Source organism: Kitasatospora sp. NPDC127067 (assembly GCF_042724755.1).
Lineage (GTDB): Bacteria > Actinomycetota > Actinomycetes > Streptomycetales > Streptomycetaceae > Kitasatospora > Kitasatospora lactacystinica.
This window is the reverse complement of the sequence record NZ_JBHXEM010000067.1, coordinates 16,356-32,931: the sequence shown is the minus strand read 5'-3', so window position 1 is coordinate 32,931 and position 16,576 is coordinate 16,356. Positions and strand designations below refer to the sequence as shown.

Sequence of the window (16,576 nt, the reverse complement as noted above, 5' to 3'; positions counted from 1 at the left end):
ATCCGCACCACCGTCCCCACGGCCGCCGGGCCCGCATCCGGCGGCCCCGCGGGCGGGCCCCTCCCCCCTGGGCAGTGGGGGAGGGGTCCGTCGCGTCGTCCCAGGTCGGGCGGTTGGGCGCCACGGATTGTCCACGGATATGCACGGACGGCAGCCGTCGGAGCCGCCGGGTCGATAGGCTGGTGGGTGCCCGCGGTCGCTCCGTGGGGGGACATCGGAAGGGGACGACATGTCGACACCAGCCCCGGGTCGTCACGCCGCTTTGGACCAGGGCCCGACGGGCTCGTTCACCTCCCTCCAGCACGCCCTCAGACTGCTGGAGGCGGTGGATCGCCACCCCGACGGTGCCACCCTGGTGGCCCTCGCCCGGGAGACCTCGCTCGGGCTGCCCACCGTGCGCCGGCTCGCCGAGATCCTGGAGGTCGAGGGCTATCTCCAGTGCCAGGACGGCGGTTGGCTGCTGGGCGGCACCTTCGCCCTGCTCGGCCAGCACAACCGGGAGCAGCTGGTGAAGGCCCGGCTCAACCGCAAGCTCGCCGAACTCCGGGACGAGCTGGGCGCCGCCGTGTACTTCAGCCGGTACCACGACGGCGAGTTGTCGGTGGAGGCGGTCTCGGCCGCCGACTACGCGCCGGCCGTGCAGGAGTGGGTGGACTTCCGGGCCACCGCGCACGCCAGCGCGATCGGCAAGTGCCTGCTCGGTCAGCTGGACGCGGACGCCCGGCGGGACCACCTCTCCCGGCACCCGGTCGCCCGGCTCACCTCCCGCACCGTCACCGACGCCGACCAGCTGATGCACCGGTTGGAGCGGCAGCCGGCCACGGTGCCGGTGCTGGACATCCAGGAGTACGCGCTGGGCACGGTGTGCGCGGCGGTGCCGATCACGGCGGGCAGTACGGTCGGCTGCCTGGCCACCTCGATGCCGGCGGACAGCGTCCACAAGCTGAAGGCGGCCGCCGAGCTGCTGGCGGCCCGGGCGGCGCCGCTGATGCTGGCGATGGCGGTCTGACGTCAAGCCGGCGGTCGCGCGCACGAGTTCGAGGAGGCCCTGCCGGGAGACCGGTGGGGCCTCCCGCGTTTCCCGTGGTGGCCGCCGGTGCGCGTCACTTATTAGACTCGATGTCGATAAGGGTCGCCGAACCCCTTGTCCTGACGGCTACCCGCGAGTACGTTTCCCTGGAGCCGAGCCGCCGCCCCCAGGTCAGGAGGGCCTGCCATGCCCCGTTCCACCCCCGTCCCCGCCCTCGCCGTCCCCGCCGCGCGCGTGCACGACAGCCTCGTGCTGGAACCCCGGGACGTCCGCTTCGACTGGGCCCAGCTGCCGCTGCACTGGATCCCGGACGAGCCGATGGCCACCCACGTCATCAACGTGCTGCACCTGCTGCTGCCCGAAGGGGAGCGGTGGTTCGTCAAGGTGTTCAAGGAGGCGCTGCCGCTCATCCGGGACGAGCAACTGCGCGAGGAGGTCCTCGGGTTCATCGGACAGGAGGCCATCCACGCCGAGGCGCACCAGGAGGTCCTGGACCACCTGCTCGGCCAGGGGCTCGACCCGCGGCCGTACGTCCGGCAGATCTCCTGGCTGTTCCAGCGCGTCCTCGGCGACAAGCCGGGCCTGACGCCGGACCGGCGGCGGGAGAACGTCATCGAGCGGGTCGCCTTCATCGCGGCGATCGAGCACTTCACCGCCTTCCTCGGCAACTGGGCGCTCAACTCCCCGGGCCTGGACCGGGCCAAGGCCGACCCGACGATGCTCGACCTGCTGCGCTGGCACGGCGCGGAGGAGGTCGAGCACCGCAGCGTCGCCTACGACCTGATGGTCCACCTGGACCCGGGCTACCTGCGCCGGGTGCGCGGAATGGCGGTCTCCGGTCCGCTGCTCGTCCACCTCTGGGTGCGCGGCGCCCGCTTCCTGCTCGCCGCCGACCCCTCCCTCGAAGGCCGGCTCAAGCCCACCTGGCGGGAGGCGGGCCGGATCGCCAGGCGCGGCCTGCTGCCGGACCCGGTCAAGTCGATCCGCTCCGGACTGCGCTACCTGCGACCGGGCTACCACCCCACCCAGGAGGGCTCGTCCAGCCAGGCCCTGGGCTACCTCGCCACCTCCCCGGCCGCCCGCGCGGCCGCCGGGCGCTGAGCCCGGTCCCTCTCCCACCCACCCCGAGGACCCCGCCGGATGGACCAGCTCACCCCGCCCCCCGACCTCTACGGCCGCCCCCGCCCCGACGGCTTCATGCGCCGGCTCACCGCCTTCGGCGACCGCTACTCCCCGGCCCTCGGCGGCCCGCTGCTGCGCCGCAACCCCCGCCGGCCGCTCAGCCGCCCCACCCCGCCGCTCCAACTGGTCGTCACCGAGCGCCGCCGACCGGCCGTCGACGTCGTGGAACTGCTCCTCGCCGACCCCTCCGGCGGCCCGCTGCCCGGCTGGCAGCCCGGCGCCCACCTGCGCCTCGTCCTGCCCTCCGGCCGCGAACGCCACTACTCCCTCAGCGGCGACCCGGCCGACCGCACCAACTACCGCATCGCCGTCCGGCGGCTGCCCGAGGGCGGCGGCGGATCCGTCGAGGTCCACGACGCCCTGCACCCCGGCACCCGGCTCACCGCCCGCCGCCCGCGCAACGGCTTCGCCTTCTGCGCCGAGCCGGCCGTCCTCCTGCTGGCCGGCGGCATCGGCATCACCCCGCTGCTCCCGATGGCCCGCGAGGCACAGCGGCACGGCCTGGACTGGCGCCTGGTGCACGTCGGCCGCAGCGCCGACACCCTCCCGTACACGGACGAGCTGCGCGCCCTCGACCCGCGCCGGGTGGTGCTGCGCACCGACGACGAGCACGGCGGCGCCCCCACCGGAGCCGAACTGCTCGCCCACGCCCCGCGCGGCGCCGCCGTCTACTGCTGCGGCCCGGCGCCGATGCTCACCGCCGTGCAGCGCGCCCTGGACGCCTCCCCGGCCGCCTCCCTGCACTTCGAGCGCTTCGGCGCCGCCCCGGTCACCGACGGCGAGCCGTTCGCCGTCCGCCTCGGCACCGACGGTCCGGACCTCGACGTCCCCGCCGACCGCTCCGCCCTCGACGTGCTGCGCGAGGCCCGCCCGGACCTCCCGTACTCCTGCCACCAGGGCTTCTGCGGCACCTGCGAGGTCCGGGTGCTGGCCGGTACGCCCGACCACCGGGACCGCCGCCTCACCCCCGAGCAGCGCGCCGCCGGCGCCCTGCTGCCCTGCGTCTCCCGGGCCGCCGAGGGCGAGACCCTCGTGCTCGACCTCTAGCTCGACCTCGAGAAGGAGCACCTCCATGGCGAAAGCGACCCCCGCCTTCCGCTACACCGAGCGCGACCTCGCCCGCTTCCGCGAGACCCAGCAACTCGCCTACGCCTGCGCCGAACAGGTCGCCGCCTGGATCGAGCCCGGCGTCACCGAGCGGCAGGCCACCGCGGAGCTGCGCCGCCGCCTGGTCGCCGCCGGGGTGCAGGACTTCTTCCACGTCCCCTTCGCCTGGTTCGGCGACCGGACGGCGTTCCGGCACTTCCACACCCCGCTGCAGTTCTTCGCCGGCAACCGCCGCCTGGAGGAGGGCATGCCGTACGTGCTGGACTGCGCGCCCGTGGTGGACGGCTACACCGCCGACATCGGCTACGGCGGCAAGGTCGGCGAGAACCGGGTCTGGGACCGCCTGGCCGCCGACCTGAAGGTGTACCGGAAGCTGATCCTCGACGAGGTGCGGGCCCGCAGGCCGCTCGCCGAGGTGTACGCGGCGGTGGACGCCCAGATCGCCGCGCACGGCTACGACAACCGCCACCAGGTCTACCCGGGCCGGGTGATCGGCCACCAGGTCACCCGCAACACCGCGCGCGGCCCGGCCGGGGTGAACGTCCTCGGCTTCGGCGTGCGCACCCTCCAGACCCTCGGCCGCGAGCTGATCTCCGAGCGGCTGCACGGCCGTTCACCGCTCTGGGCGGACGGCCGGTCGTCCCGGCACGCGCCCACCCCGGGCCTGTGGGCGGTGGAGCCGCACATCGGCTTCCGGGGCGTGGGCATCAAGTTCGAGGAACTGCTGGTCGTCACCGAGGACGACGCCTACTGGCTCGACGACGACCTGCCGCACGTCCGCCGCTGGACCGCCGGGACCGGGCAGACTGCCACCGGGCAGGCCGTCACCGAACAGGCGGCCGTCCCGACCGCCGCCGAGCCGACCACGGCCGCCCCGACCGCCGCCGCCCCGACCACCCTGGAGGCCACCCGATGACGAGCCCGACGAAGCGTCCGGCGCAGCCCCCGGTCCGCCGCCGGACCGTCCGCTCCGGCGGCCTCCCGCTCGCCGTCTTCGAGCAGGGCGACCCGGACGCCCCCACCGTCCTGCTCGTGCACGGCTACCCCGACACCCACGCCGTCTGGGACGACATCGCCGCCGACCTCGCCCGCGACCACCACGTGGTCCGCTACGACGTGCGCGGCGCCGGGGAGTCCGCCGCCCCCGCCGACCGGTCCGGCTACCGCCTGGAGCACCTCGCCGAGGACCTGTTCGCCGTCGCCGACGCCGTCAGCCCGGACCGCCCGGTGCACCTGGTCGCCCACGACTGGGGCTCGATCCAGTCCTGGGAGGCCGTCACCGAACCCGGCGCCGGGCGCCGGATCGCCTCGTACACCACCCTGTCCGGCCCCAGCCTGGACCACATGGGCCACTGGCTGCGCCACCGGGTGCGCCGCCCCACCCCCCGCCACCTCGGGCAACTGCTGCACCAGGGCCTGCACTCCTGGTACATCACCGCCTTCCACCTGCCCTACCTCGCCCCCGGCGTCTGGCGGCTCGGCCTGGCCCGGGCCTGGCCGCGGGTGCTGCGCGACCTGGAGCACGTCACCCCGCGCGCCGACCACCCGCAGCCCACCCTGCGCCGCGACGCGGTCCGCGGCATCGAGCTGTACCGGGCCAACTTCCGTCCCACCCTGGGCAGTCCGCGCGATCGGCCGACCGAGGTGCCGGTCCAGCTGATCACCCTCACCCGGGACCGGTACGTCGGCACCTACCTCTCCGAGGGGCTGGAGCGCTGGGTGCCCGAACTGACCCGCAGGACGCTGCACGCCGGCCACTGGTCGGCGCTGCTGGAGAAGGGAGCCGTCGTGGCCGGGATGGTCCGCGAGTTCACCGCCCGCATCGACGCGGGGCAGGCCCGACCGGCCGGGGACGACGGCCGGCTGGTCGTGGTGACCGGCGGCGGCAGCGGCATCGGCCGGGCCACCGCGCTCGCCTTCGCCGAGGACGGCGCCCGGGTGGTGGTCTGCGACCTCGACCTCGCGGCCGCCGAGCGCACCGCCGAACTCGCCTCGCTGATCGGCCCGAAGGCGCACGCCTACCGGGTGGACGTCTCCGACGGCGCCGCGATGGACGCCTTCGCGCAGACCGTCGCCGCCGAGCACGGGGTGCCCGACGTCGTGGTCAACAACGCCGGCATCGGCCACTCCGGGACGTTCCTGCAGACCACCGAGAAGGAGTGGCAGCGGGTCCTGGACGTCAACCTCTGGGGCGTGATCCACGGGTGCCGCGCCTTCGGTACCCTGATGGCCGACCGCGGCCAGGGCGGCCACATCGTCAACGTCTCCTCGGCCGCCGCCTACCTGCCGTCCAAGGCGCTCACCGCCTACGCCACCAGCAAGGCCGCGGTGTTCATGCTCTCCGACTGCCTGCGCGCCGAGTTCGTCGGCCACGGCATCGGCGTCTCCACCATCTGCCCGGGCATCGTCAACACCAACATCACCCGCACCTCCACCTTCTCCGCGACCACCTCCACCGAGCAGGCCGCCAAGCAGGCCCGCGCCGCGAAGCTCTACGCCCGCCGCGGCTTCCCCCCGGAGAAGGTCGCGAGCGCCATCCTCACCGCCGTCCGCACCGGCAGGCCCGTCGTCCCCGTCACCCCGGAGGCCAAGGCCGCCCGTTTCCTCTCCCGCCTCAGCCCCGGCCTGCTGCGCCTCGCCGCCCGCCTCAACATCACCTGACCGGGTGAACATCGGCTGATCAGGGCATATGGGCCTGCGATATCAAGTGTCGTCGATATTGATATCGCAGGCCCGCTCCGCTCGGGAGGCCGACCATGGCCCGTACCGTGATAGACGTCAACGACCAACTGCTGGCCGAGGCTGCCGAGATCCTTGGTACGACGACCAAGGTGGCCACCGTCAACGCCGCCCTTGAAGATCTCGTGAAGCGCCGCAAGCGTGAGACCTTCATGGACTGGCTCGCCGAGGGCGGACTGCCTGACCTCACCGGACCGGTGGAAAAGGGATGAGTGAGCGCTTCCTGATCGACAAGTCGGCTTTCGCTCGCTTCTCCAAGCCGACCGTCAGGTCGGTCCTCAGGCCGAGGACCGTCAGAGGGCTCGTCGCCATCTGCGGCGCTGTCGAACTGGAGATCATGCACAGCGCCCGTTCCAAGGCCGACGCCCTTCGGATCCGGGAGGGCCTGAGCGGCTTCGACCGGTTGCCCACGCCCGACGAGGTGTGGGACCGGGCCATCGAGGTGCAGGCCCTCCTGACCTCGTCGGGCAACTGGCGGGCGCTGTCGGTGCCGGACCTCGTCGTCGCGGCCACCGCCGAGCGTCACGGGGCCACGGTGCTCCACTACGACGGTGACTTCGACATGATCGCCGCCGTCACCGGCCAGCCCACCGAGTGGGTCGTGCCTCCGGGGTCGGCGGACTGACGGATCGGGCGGCCAGGTGGCCCCCGCCCCGGCGGGCGGCGGCCGGCCGGGGCTGTGAGAGCATCGAGGTCCATGGAGATGACAACGGCTCTGTGGTCCTTCGCCCTCGTCGTGGGGCTGCTCACCCTCACCCCCGGTCTCGACACCGCGCTGATCCTGCGGACCTCCGCCCTGGGGCGGCGCCGGCAGGCGTGGGGGGTCGTGCTGGGGATCCAGACCGGGACGCTGCTCTGGGGGACGCTGACCTCGGCCGGGGTGACGGCGCTGCTGACCGCCTCGCAGGTCGGGTACGAGATCCTGCGCTGGGCGGGCGCGGCGTACCTGGTGTGGATGGGCATCGGGATGCTGCGCAACCGGGGCGGCGAGGCGGCGGCCGAGGAGGAGCCGGAGGACGGCGGGTTCGCGCACGGCTGGCGGCGCGGCACGCTGACCAACCTGCTGAACCCCAAGGTCGGGGTCTTCTACGTGGCCGTGCTGCCGCAGTTCATCCCGGCCGGGGCCCCGCACTTCGCCGCGGGTGTGGCGCTGACCTGCGTGCACGTCGTGGAGGGCCTGCTCTGGTCGACGGTCCTGGTGGGCTTCGCCCAGGTGCTGCGCGGCTGGCTGCGCCGCCCGGCCGCCCGGCGGCTGATGGACCGGGTGACCGGCGCGGTCGTGGTGGGCTTCGGCGTGAAGCTGGCGCTGAGCGACTGACCTCCGTCCGTGCCCTGCCGCTCAGCCGCCGAGCCGCTTGAGTCCCTCCATGAGTTCGTCGGCGTTCATGCAGGGGCGGATGTCGACGGTGGCGTTGAGCTGCAGCCAGAACGGCTCGGCGAGGGACGGGATCGAGGCCTCGTCCGCGATGTCGACGACGAAGATCATGGCCCGGTGCCCGTTGCGGCTGAGGAAGTAGGCCGCCTCCGGCTTGAGTTGGGCGAGGGTCTGCTGGATTCCCTCGCCGATCGTTCCATCGGTGATGAGCTTGTTCGAGGTCGCGGTGTCGAGTTCGACCTCCAGCAGGGCACGCATGATCCCTGCTCCTTCCCCGGGCTCGGGGTGAGTCCGCAACTCCAGCCTCCCGCCGTGCCGGTGGCCACGCAACGTGAGTGGTACCGGAGCCGCTCCCGGTTCAGGCCGCGTGGGGGCGGGGTGCCGGGCCGTCGGCCGCGCGACCCTCGTCACCCTCCGTTCCCGTTCGCGACAGGTCGTGGTGGATCGGCCCGTCCGAGGCGCTCAGCGGCAGGCAGCTGCCGCCGCGCCGGTGGGCGACGATCTCGGCGGCGACCGAGACGGCCGTCTCCTCCGGGGTGCGCGAGCCGAGGTCGAGGCCGATCGGGGAGCGCAGCCGGGCGAGTTCGGCCTCGGTGATGCCGGTCTCGCGCAGCTTGGCCACGCGGTCCCGGTGGGTGCGGCGCGAGCCCATCGCGCCGACGTAGCCGACCGGCAGTCGCAGGGCGCGCTCCAGCAGCGGGATGTCGAACTTGGCGTCGTGGGTGAGGACGCAGAGCACGGTGCGTCCGTCGATCCGGCCGAGCTGGGAGTCGAGGTAGCGGTGCGGCCAGTCGACCACCACCTCGTCGGCGTCGGGGAAGCGACGGGCGGTGGCGAAGACCGGCCGGGCGTCGCAGACGGTCACGTGGTAGCCGAGGAACTTGCCGATCCGCACGACCGCGGCCGCGAAGTCGATCGCCCCGAACACCAGCATCCGCGGCGCCGGTACGTACGACTCGACGAAGCAGGTGACGGTGCCCCGCCCGTGTTCGTCGCAGGGGCGTCCGTCGAGGCCGAGCACGAGCCGGTCGGTGCGCCCGGCCTCCAGCATCGCCCGGGCCCGGGCGACGATCGCCCGCTCCAGCCCGCCGACCGTGGAGGGCGTCGGGGAGAGCGCGCCGGTGACGTCGTCGGCGGTGACCGCCAGCACGGCCCCGACCAGGCCGCCCGGCCCGGCGATCACCCGGACCAGCGCCACCGGGGTGCCGGCCGCGATGCGGGCGATCCCGGCGTCCAGCCCGGCGTCGGCCCCCAGCACCACCGGCTGGACGAACACGTCCAGGGCGCCGCCGCAGGTCAGACCCACCGCGAAGGCGTCCTCGTCGCTGTACCCGAAGCGTTCCAGCACCGGCTCGCCGCTCGCGATCGCGGCCTGGCACAGCTCGTACACCGCGCCCTCGACGCATCCGCCGGAGACGCTGCCGACCGCCTCGCCGTCCGCGTCCACGGCCAGCGCCGCCCCGGGGTCGCGCGGTGCGCTGCCGGAGACGCCGACGACGGTGGCCACGGCGAAGGAGCGGCCGGCCGCGTGCCAGGCCCGCAACTGCTCGGCGATGTCCTGCATGGGGGCTCCTTACACGGTTTCGACAGTAGCGGGAGACGCCGCCGTACGGGAAACGATCCCGGACGGCGGCGGTGGTGCCCAAAGGCGGTGGTGCCCAAGGCGGTGGGCGCCCGAGCAGCGGCGGGATGCGGCCGGCTAGTGCACGCCCAGCCAGGACTTGACCGGGGTGATCGCGAAGTACACCACGAACACCGCGGTGAGGATCCACATCAGCGGCCCGGGCTCGCGCCACCGCCCCAGCCCGGCCTTGATGACGGTGTACGAGATGACGCCGGCCGCGACGCCCGCGGTGATGCTGTACGTGAACGGCATCAGCACGCAGGTGAGGAAGGCCGGGATCGCCACCTCGCGGTCGGACCAGTCGATGTGCCGGGCCTGGCTCATCATCATCGAGCCGATCACGACCAGGGCGGCCGAGGCCACCTCGACCGGGACGATCCCGGCGATCGGCGAGAAGAACAGCATCAGCGCGAACAGGGCGCCGGTGACGGTGGAGGCGAGTCCGGTGCGGGCGCCGTCGCCGACGCCGGTGGCGGACTCGACGAAGACGGTCTGCCCGGAGGCGCCCGCCAGGCCGCCGACCGCGCCGCCCGCGCCGTCGATGAACAGCGCCTTGGACAGCCCGGGCATCCGGCCCTGCCGGTCGGCCAGTCCGGCCTCGGTGCCGACGCCGATGATGGTGGCCATCGCGTCGAAGAAGCCGGCCAGCACCAGGGTGAACACCGCGACCGAGGCGCTGATGGCGCCCATGCCGTGACCGCCGAAGGCGCCGAACAGGTCGACGTGGCCGAACAGGCCGAAGTCGGGTGCCGAGACCGGGCTGCCGGGCCAGACCGGCACCGAGTTCTTCCAGGCCTCGGCCGGTACGTGCGCGGCCCGGTTGACGATCATCGCGAGCACGGTGCCGCCGGCGACGCCGATCAGGATCGCGCCGCGGACGCCGCGCGCCATCAGCACGAAGATCGCCAGCAGGGTGACGCAGAAGACGAGCACCGGCCAGCCGGCCAGCTCGCCGGTGGGGCCGAGCGAGAGCGGGGTGGGGCCGCCGGTGTGCATGAACCCGGCCTTGTAGAGGCCGATCACGGTGACGAACAGGCCGATGCCGATGGTGATGGCGTGCTTGAGCGGCAGCGGGATGCCGTTCATGATCCTCTCGCGCAGCCCGGAGACGACCAGCAGCACGATCAGCAGACCGTAGATCACGCACAGGCCCATGGCCTGGGCCCAGGTGGTGTGCGGGACGACCAGCGCGGAGACCGCGCCGGAGACGGACAGGCCCGCGGCGAGGGCGAGCGGGACGTTGCCGACCAGGCCCATCAGGACGGTGGTGACGGCGGCGGCCAGTGCGGTGGCGGTGGTCAGCGCGGCGTGGTCCAGCGTGACGCCGGTGGCGTCCGCGCCGCTCAGGACGAGCGGGTTGAGGAGGATGATGTAGGCCATCGCCATGAAGGTGGTGAGTCCACCGCGCAGTTCGTTGGCGAGGGTCGATCCGCGGGCCGAGATCTTGAAGTAGGCGTCCAGCGCGCCGGTGGGGCGCGGTGCCGGGGACGACGGGTGGGGGCCGTCCGCGGCGGGTCCGCCGTCGGCGGGTCTGTCTTCGGTGGTGCCGGGTTCCGTGGGGATCCTGGTCATGTCCACTCCCAAGTGTCACAGGGGGTTGGGGTGGGCGAGCCGACCTGACTGCCGGTCAACGAGGCGGCACAGGGGGACGTATCGACTCACGGGGGGCACTCGCGGGAAGGGTGGAGTGCGGGCGGTGCGGGCGGGGGTGGTGCTGGTGCGCACCGCTGCGGACCCCGGCGTGGGCAGGGCAGCGGGTGTGGGGGTGCCCCCGGGGCCCCGGGACGGCGGGGATGACGGTCACCGCCCCGGGGCCTGGCCTCAGCCGGGCTGTTCGGTGGTCAGGTGCTCCGGCCGGACCGGGATCCGGTTGAGCGCCAGCCCGGTGGCGTTGCGGATGGCGGCCACGATGGACGGCGTCGCGGAGACGGTCGGCGCCTCGCCGACCCCGCGCAGCCCGTACGGCGCGTTGGGGTCGGGCAGTTCGAGCATCTCCACCGGGATCGGCGGGGTGTCCAGGATGGTGGGGATCAGGTAGTCGGTGAAGGAGGCGTTGCGCACCTTGCCGTCCCGCACGATGATCTCCTCCATCACCGCGAGGCCCAGCGCCTGGGTGCAGCCGCCCTGGATCTGGCCGACCACGGAGAGCGGGTTGAGCGCCTTGCCGACGTCCTGGACGGCGGTGAGCTCGACCACCTTGACCAGGCCCAGTTCCACGTCCACGTCCACCACCGCGCGGTTGGCGCAGAAGGTGTACTGGACGTGGCCGAAGCCCTGGCCGGTCTCCTTGTCGAAGGGCTGGGTGGGCCGGTGGTGGTGCTCGCGGGTCTGCTCGATGACGTCGTCGCCGAGCAGGTCGACGATGGAGACCAGTGTGCCGGCCCCGGCCGAGACCACCTTGCCGCCGGTCAGCACCAGGTCGTCGTGGGTCCAGCCGTAGCGCCGGCGTCCCCGGTCGAACAGTTCCCGGCGCACCGCCTCGGCGGCCAGCTTCACCGCGCCGCCCGTCATGTACGTCTGGCGCGAGGCGGAGGTCGAACCGGCCGACCCCACCTCGGTGTTGGCCGGGTGGATGGTGACCTGCTCGACGCCCAGCTCGGTGCGGGCGATCTGGGCGTGCACGGTGACGCCGCCCTGGCCGACCTCGGCCATCGCGGTGTGCACCATGGCGACCGGCTCGCCGCCGATCACCTCCAGCCGCACCCGGGCGGTGGAGTAGTCGTCGAAGCCCTCGGAGAAGCCGACGTTCTTGATGCCGACCGAGTAGCCGACGCCGCGCACGATCCCCTCGCCGTGCGAGGTGTTGGACAGGGCGCCGGGCAGCCGGCGGATGTCCGGGTGCTCGGTGTCCAGCGGCGGCGGCAGCGGCATCTCCTTGGCCCGCCGGAGCAGTTCGGCCACCGGCGCGGGCGCGTCGATCTCCTGCCCGGTGGGCATGAAGTCGCCCTGCGAGACGGCGTTGAGCTGCCGCAACTCCACCGGGTCCATGCCCAGTTCGACGGCCAGCTTGTCCATCTGCGACTCGTAGCCGAACGCCGCCTGCACCGCGCCGAAGCCGCGCATCGCCCCGCAGGACGGGTTGTTGCTGTACAGGGCGATGGCGTGCATCCGCACGTTGGGGATGACGTACGGGCCGTGCCCGAGCGAGGCCGCGTTGCCGACCACGGCGGGGGAGGCGGAGGCGTAGGCGCCGCCGTCCAGCACGATCCGGCAGTCGGCGAAGACCAGCCTGCCGTCCCGGGTGGCGCCGTGCTCGTAGTGCATCCGCGCCGGGTGGCGGTGGACGTGGCCGAAGAAGGACTCGTCCCGCGAGTAGACGATCTTGACCGGCTTGCCGGTGTGCTGGGCCAGCAGACAGGCGTGGATCTGCATCGACAGGTCCTCGCGGCCGCCGAACGCGCCGCCGACGCCGGCCAGCGTGAGCCGGACCTTCTCCTCCGGGAGGTCGAGCACCGGGGCCATCTGCTGGCGGTCGACGTGCAGCCACTGGGTGGCGACGTAGAGGTCGATGCCGCCGTCCTCGGCGGGCACGGCGAGGCCGGACTCCGGGCCGAGGAAGGCCTGGTCCTGCATGCCGACCTCGTAGTCGCCGCTGACGATCACGTCCGCCAGCGCCCGCACCTCGTCGGTCACGCCGCGGCCGGAGACCAGCCGCTGCTCGTGGCAGATGTTGCCGTACGCATGGGACTTGTACTCGTGCGGCTCGTGCACGTACCCGTGGGTCTCCGGGTCGAGGCACTGCTCCTCGGTGACGATCGGGGTGAGCACCTCGTACTCGACGGCGATCCTCTTCACCGCGCGGCGGGCCGTCTCCGGGTGGTCGGCGGCGACCAGGGCGATCGCCTCGCCGTGGTACCGGATCCGGTCGATGGCCAGGGCCGGCTGGTCCTGGATCTCCAGGCCGTAGTACTTCGAGCCGGGGATGTCCTCGTGCGTCAGCACCGCGTACACCCCGGGCACCTTGAGCGCCTCGGAGATGTCCACCGAGAGGATGTTCGCCCGGGGGTGCGGCGAGCGCAGCGCCGTGCCCCAGAGCATGTCCTCGTGCCACAGGTCGGAGGAGTAGGCGAACTCGCCCCGGACCTTCAGGTTGCCGTCCGGGCGCAGCGGGGAGCCGCCGATGCCGTCCTTGGAGGCCTGGTTGATGTTCTGGAGGTTCTTCTGTCCCTGGATCGTCCGCTGGACCGTCCGCCCGCTCATTCCGAGGCCCCCGCTCCCGCGCAGGTGCGGGCCGAGGCCAGCCGCACCGCGTCCATGATCTTCTCGTAGCCGGTGCAGCGGCACAGGTTGCCGGACAGCGCCTCGCGGATGTCGTCGTCGCTCGGCTGCGGATCGGCGGCCAGCAGCGCGTCGGTCTGCACCAGCAGCCCGGGGGTGCAGAAGCCGCACTGGACGGCGCCGGCGTCGACGAACGCCTGCTGGACCAGGCCCAGTTCACCGTCCTCCGCGCCCAGGCCCTCGACCGTGCGCACCTCGCGGTCCTGCACCTGGCCGGCCGCGACCAGGCAGGAGCAGACCGGGACGCCGTCCAGGTAGACCGTGCAGGAGCCGCACTCGCCCTGCTCGCAGGCGTTCTTCGAGCCCGGCAGGCCGACCCGCTCGCGCAGCACGTACAGCAGGCTCTCGCCCTCCCACACGTCGTCGGCCTCGACCGGCTTGCCGTTGGCGGTGAAAGTGACCCTCATGCCGCGCTCCTGATCTGCTTGCCGTAGTCGTTCCAGGTCCAGGTGAGGGTGCGGCGGGCCATCACGGCGAGCGCGTGCCGGCGGTAGTCGGCGGTGCCCCGCACGTCGTCGATCGGCGAGGCCGCGGCCTTGACCAGCTCGCCGAAGCGCTGGACCACCTCGGTGCCCAGCAGTTCCCCGGACTCCCACAGGCCGCGCTCGGCGAGCACGCCCCGGAGGTACTCCTCGGCCTCGACGGCGCGGCGCGGCGTGGGGGCGGCCGAACCGATGCCGGTGCCGACGGTTCCGTTCTTCGGGTGCAGGGCGAAGCCGAACGCGCAGACCGCGATCACCATGGCGTTGCGGGTGCCGATCTTCGAGAACTGCTGCGGCCCGTCCGCCACCGGGATTCGAACGGCCCGGATCAGCTCGTCGGCCTCCAGGCAGTTGCGCTTCACTCCGACGTAGAAGTCGTCGATCGGGATCAGCCGGGTGCCGCGCACCGAGGCCGCCTCGACGAACACGTCCCGTCCGGCCGCCAGCAGCGCCGGGTGCGCGTCGCCGGCCGGGGAGGCCGCGCCGAGGTTGCCGCCGACGCTGCCGCGGTTGCGGATCTGGGGGGATCCGACGGTGCGGGCCGCCAGCGCCAGCCCGGGCAGCGGACCGGACAGCTCCGCGATGATCCGGGCGTACGGGACCGCGGCGCCGAGCCGCACGACGCCGTCGTCGTTCGACCATTCGGTGAGCTCGGTGATGCGGTTCAGGTCGAGAATCGCGGATGGCCGGTGCACGTCGAAGTTCAGCTCGACCATGACGTCCGTGCCGCCCGAAAGGGGCAGCGCGGTCGGGTACTCGGCCTTCGCCGCGAGTGCCTCGTCCCAGGTGGCGGGCCGAAGGAACTCCATGCGGGTGTCTCCTCAAGTCTTCGCCCGCCGGGTGTCCGGCGGCGTGTCGCCCAGTGAACCGCTGTGACGCGGCCCACTGGCAGTCACCGATGGCATGAAGCCCCGGCTGTGAGCCCGCCCGGCATCCTGTACGTTCCTCTAAGGAGGGGAATCTCGCAGCCCGGGTGTTCGCCGGGTGCTACCTACGACCGTAGTCCGGCCGGGATGCGCGGGCTACGGACCCGCGCGCACGCCCGCTCGGTCAGGCCCTATCGTTACCCCTTCACCCCTCCCCCCAAGCCCCGTTAAGGAGTCCGCGGATGCGCGTCCGTGACCTGCTCGCCCCCGGCGCCCCGCGACTGCGCCTGCTCGCGGCCGAGGAAGAGCTGGACCGGCAGGTCAGCGGCGTGATGACGACGGACCTCCAGGACCCGGGCCGCTACCTGCACGGCGGCGAACTGGTGCTCACCGGCATGCTCTGGCGCACCGTCCCGGCCGACTCCGAGCGTTTCGTCCGCACCCTGGCGGCCGGCGGCGCGGTGGCCCTGGCGGCCGGCGAGGCCGAGGTCGGCCCGGTGCCCGAGGACCTGGTCGAGGCCTGCCGGCGGCACCGGATGCCGCTGCTCGCCGTCCCCGACGACATCGCCTTCGGCACCGTCACCGAGTTCATCGGCCGCCAGGTCTCCGCGGACCGCGCGGCCGACCTCGCCGCCCTGGTCGACCGGCACCGCCTGCTGGTCTCGGCGGCCGGCGGCGGCGGACTGGACGCGGTGCTGGACCTGCTCGGCGGCGACCTCGACCTGGACTGCTGGGTGCTCACCCCGACCGGCGCGGTGATCGCCGGCCCCGCCGAACGGCTCTCCGCCCAGGACCGCGACCAGCTGGTCCGCGCCCACCTCGCCGCCCAGCGCCAGCGCCGCCGCCCCCCGCACCGGGCCCGGCTGGCGGCCGGCTCCTACTCGCTGCTGCCCGCCCCGGTCTCCGCCGAGCACGACGCGCCGCTGGTGGACTGGGTGCTCGCGGTGGCCGGCGACGTCACCGAGTGGACCGCCAAGCGCCAGCAGCTCGCCGAGAACCTGGCCCGGCTGGTGGCCGCCGAGCGCCACCGCCGCGACGAGGGCCGCCGGCTGCGCCGCCGCCTCGCCGACGAGGTGCTCGCCCTGCTGCGCCGCGACGCCGACCCGGCCGAGATCAGCCGCACCCTGTACGCCTCCTCGGCGATGGCCGTCGGCTACGAGATCCCCGATCCCAAGTCCCGGGCGCAGGCAGGCTCCTGGCTGGTGCTCAGTGCGGAGGGCACCGGCCTGCCGGAGGGCACCGTACGGGCGGTGCTGGAGGAGGCGCTCGGCGCCACCGACCGTGCCCTGGTCGCCGGGACGGGCACCGGCGCCGTGGTGGTGCTGCCCGCCCCGGAGGGCCCGGTGCCCGCCGACGCCCTGCGCGAGCTGCTCGCCCCGCTGGAGGCCGGGCTCGGCTCGGAGGGCCGGATCACCCTCGGGGTCTCCGCCCCCGCCTCCGGGGCCGGCGGTCTGCGCGGCGCCCTGGAGGAGGCCCGGCACGCCCGCCGGATCGCCGCCTCCCGGGTCGGCCGGGTCTGCGTCGCGGGCCCCGAGGAGCTCGCCTCGCACGTGCTGCTGCTGGCCGCCGTCCCGGACGAGGTGCGCCGCGCCTTCCGCGGCCGGCTGCTGGACAAGGTGATCGCGTACGACATCGAGCACCAGGCGGACCTGGTCCGCACCCTGGAGGCCTTCCTGCGCTCGGACGGTTCCTGGACCCGTTGCGCCGCGCAGCTGCACGTCCACGTGAACACCCTGCGGTACCGGATCGGCCGGATCGAGGAGCTGACGGGGCGTGACCTCTCCCGGCTGGAGGACCGGGTGGACTTCTACCTGGCGCTGGAGCTGGCCTGACGCCGCGCCCGGACATGCGGCAGGGCCCGCCGCGACCTCGGTCGCGGCGGGCCCTGCCCGT

General features: G+C 73.6%; 15 protein-coding genes. 9 read left to right on the top strand and 6 right to left on the bottom strand.

Features of this window, described 5'->3' with window-relative positions; all coding sequences use genetic code 11:
- The first annotated feature begins 229 nt into the window (after positions 1–229).
- The 8 genes from ACFWJ4_RS25015 to ACFWJ4_RS24980 all read left to right on the top strand — a co-directional run bounded on the left by ACFWJ4_RS25015 (position 230) and on the right by ACFWJ4_RS24980 (position 7,376).
- Positions 230–1,009, top strand: coding sequence for an IclR family transcriptional regulator (locus ACFWJ4_RS25015; RefSeq protein ID WP_380547145.1), 780 nt, complete (start codon positions 230–232; stop codon positions 1,007–1,009).
- Between the two features lie 207 nt (positions 1,010–1,216).
- Entirely contained in the window at positions 1,217–2,131 is a 915-nt protein-coding gene (locus ACFWJ4_RS25010; protein ID WP_380547143.1) for a metal-dependent hydrolase, read from the top strand.
- Between the two features lie 39 nt (positions 2,132–2,170).
- On the top strand, positions 2,171–3,259 hold the full coding sequence (locus ACFWJ4_RS25005; RefSeq protein ID WP_380547141.1) for a PDR/VanB family oxidoreductase: 1,089 nt from the start codon (positions 2,171–2,173) through the stop codon (positions 3,257–3,259).
- Positions 3,260–3,284: 25 nt separating this feature from the next.
- The gene (locus ACFWJ4_RS25000; RefSeq protein WP_380547140.1) at positions 3,285–4,235 is read left to right on the top strand and encodes a M24 family metallopeptidase; all 951 of its coding nucleotides are present in this window, start codon (positions 3,285–3,287) and stop codon (positions 4,233–4,235) included.
- Positions 4,232–5,980, top strand: a complete 1,749-nt coding sequence (locus tag ACFWJ4_RS24995; protein ID WP_380547138.1) for an SDR family oxidoreductase — start codon at positions 4,232–4,234, stop codon at positions 5,978–5,980. The genes ACFWJ4_RS25000 and ACFWJ4_RS24995 overlap by 4 nt, the downstream gene beginning before the upstream one ends.
- 95 nt (positions 5,981–6,075) lie before the next feature.
- The gene (locus ACFWJ4_RS24990) at positions 6,076–6,270 is read left to right on the top strand and encodes a type II toxin-antitoxin system VapB family antitoxin (RefSeq protein ID WP_359911752.1); all 195 of its coding nucleotides are present in this window, start codon (positions 6,076–6,078) and stop codon (positions 6,268–6,270) included.
- Positions 6,267–6,683: a PIN domain nuclease gene (locus ACFWJ4_RS24985; RefSeq protein WP_380547136.1), complete on the top strand. Its 417-nt coding sequence runs from the start codon at positions 6,267–6,269 to the stop codon at positions 6,681–6,683. The genes ACFWJ4_RS24990 and ACFWJ4_RS24985 overlap by 4 nt, the downstream gene beginning before the upstream one ends.
- 72 nt (positions 6,684–6,755) lie before the next feature.
- Positions 6,756–7,376, top strand: a complete 621-nt coding sequence (locus tag ACFWJ4_RS24980; protein WP_359911746.1) for a LysE family translocator — start codon at positions 6,756–6,758, stop codon at positions 7,374–7,376.
- 21 nt (positions 7,377–7,397) lie between these two features.
- Here ACFWJ4_RS24980 and ACFWJ4_RS24975 read toward each other — a convergent pair whose 3' ends face one another.
- The 6 genes from ACFWJ4_RS24975 to ACFWJ4_RS24950 form a co-directional block, all read right to left on the bottom strand.
- Positions 7,398–7,691, bottom strand: coding sequence for a hypothetical protein (locus ACFWJ4_RS24975; RefSeq protein WP_380547134.1), 294 nt, complete (start codon positions 7,689–7,691; stop codon positions 7,398–7,400).
- A gap of 100 nt (positions 7,692–7,791) precedes the next feature.
- Positions 7,792–8,997 carry an XdhC family protein gene (locus ACFWJ4_RS24970; RefSeq protein ID WP_380547133.1) on the bottom strand — a complete coding sequence of 402 codons (1,206 nt, stop codon included), beginning with the start codon at positions 8,995–8,997 and terminating at the stop codon, positions 7,792–7,794.
- A gap of 135 nt (positions 8,998–9,132) precedes the next feature.
- Positions 9,133–10,629 (bottom strand): NCS2 family permease, encoded by a 1,497-nt coding sequence (locus ACFWJ4_RS24965; protein WP_380547131.1) that lies wholly within the window; start codon positions 10,627–10,629, stop codon positions 9,133–9,135.
- Between the two features lie 249 nt (positions 10,630–10,878).
- The gene (gene pucD / locus ACFWJ4_RS24960) at positions 10,879–13,257 is read right to left on the bottom strand and encodes a xanthine dehydrogenase subunit D (protein WP_380547129.1); all 2,379 of its coding nucleotides are present in this window, start codon (positions 13,255–13,257) and stop codon (positions 10,879–10,881) included.
- Positions 13,254–13,742: a (2Fe-2S)-binding protein gene (locus tag ACFWJ4_RS24955; RefSeq protein ID WP_380547127.1), complete on the bottom strand. Its 489-nt coding sequence runs from the start codon at positions 13,740–13,742 to the stop codon at positions 13,254–13,256. The genes pucD and ACFWJ4_RS24955 overlap by 4 nt, the downstream gene beginning before the upstream one ends.
- Entirely contained in the window at positions 13,739–14,626 is an 888-nt protein-coding gene (locus tag ACFWJ4_RS24950) for an FAD binding domain-containing protein (RefSeq protein ID WP_380547125.1), read from the bottom strand. Before ACFWJ4_RS24950 ends, ACFWJ4_RS24955 begins: the two co-directional genes overlap by 4 nt.
- A gap of 299 nt (positions 14,627–14,925) precedes the next feature.
- On the opposite strand from ACFWJ4_RS24950, the gene ACFWJ4_RS24945 reads away from it, so the two are divergent.
- A complete protein-coding gene (locus tag ACFWJ4_RS24945) occupies positions 14,926–16,515 on the top strand; it encodes a PucR family transcriptional regulator (RefSeq protein ID WP_380547123.1) in 1,590 nt (529 codons plus the stop codon).
- Positions 16,516–16,576: the final 61 nt, after the last annotated feature.

Bases quoted from the DNA above. Each gene is read 5' to 3' on its own strand.
- ACFWJ4_RS25015 (WP_380547145.1), top strand. From the start codon at position 230: ATGTCGACACCAGCCCCGGGTCGTCACGCCGCTTTGGACCAGGGCCCG.
- ACFWJ4_RS25010 (WP_380547143.1), top strand. From the start codon at position 1,217: ATGCCCCGTTCCACCCCCGTCCCCGCCCTCGCCGTCCCCGCCGCGCGC.
- ACFWJ4_RS25005 (WP_380547141.1), top strand. From the start codon at position 2,171: ATGGACCAGCTCACCCCGCCCCCCGACCTCTACGGCCGCCCCCGCCCC.
- ACFWJ4_RS25000 (WP_380547140.1), top strand. From the start codon at position 3,285: ATGGCGAAAGCGACCCCCGCCTTCCGCTACACCGAGCGCGACCTCGCC.
- ACFWJ4_RS24995 (WP_380547138.1), top strand. From the start codon at position 4,232: ATGACGAGCCCGACGAAGCGTCCGGCGCAGCCCCCGGTCCGCCGCCGG.
- ACFWJ4_RS24990 (WP_359911752.1), top strand. From the start codon at position 6,076: ATGGCCCGTACCGTGATAGACGTCAACGACCAACTGCTGGCCGAGGCT.
- ACFWJ4_RS24985 (WP_380547136.1), top strand. From the start codon at position 6,267: ATGAGTGAGCGCTTCCTGATCGACAAGTCGGCTTTCGCTCGCTTCTCC.
- ACFWJ4_RS24980 (WP_359911746.1), top strand. From the start codon at position 6,756: ATGGAGATGACAACGGCTCTGTGGTCCTTCGCCCTCGTCGTGGGGCTG.
- ACFWJ4_RS24975 (WP_380547134.1), bottom strand. From the start codon at position 7,691: ATGCGTGCCCTGCTGGAGGTCGAACTCGACACCGCGACCTCGAACAAG.
- ACFWJ4_RS24970 (WP_380547133.1), bottom strand. From the start codon at position 8,997: ATGCAGGACATCGCCGAGCAGTTGCGGGCCTGGCACGCGGCCGGCCGC.
- ACFWJ4_RS24965 (WP_380547131.1), bottom strand. From the start codon at position 10,629: ATGACCAGGATCCCCACGGAACCCGGCACCACCGAAGACAGACCCGCC.
- pucD (WP_380547129.1), bottom strand. From the start codon at position 13,257: ATGAGCGGGCGGACGGTCCAGCGGACGATCCAGGGACAGAAGAACCTC.
- ACFWJ4_RS24955 (WP_380547127.1), bottom strand. From the start codon at position 13,742: ATGAGGGTCACTTTCACCGCCAACGGCAAGCCGGTCGAGGCCGACGAC.
- ACFWJ4_RS24950 (WP_380547125.1), bottom strand. From the start codon at position 14,626: ATGGAGTTCCTTCGGCCCGCCACCTGGGACGAGGCACTCGCGGCGAAG.
- ACFWJ4_RS24945 (WP_380547123.1), top strand. From the start codon at position 14,926: ATGCGCGTCCGTGACCTGCTCGCCCCCGGCGCCCCGCGACTGCGCCTG.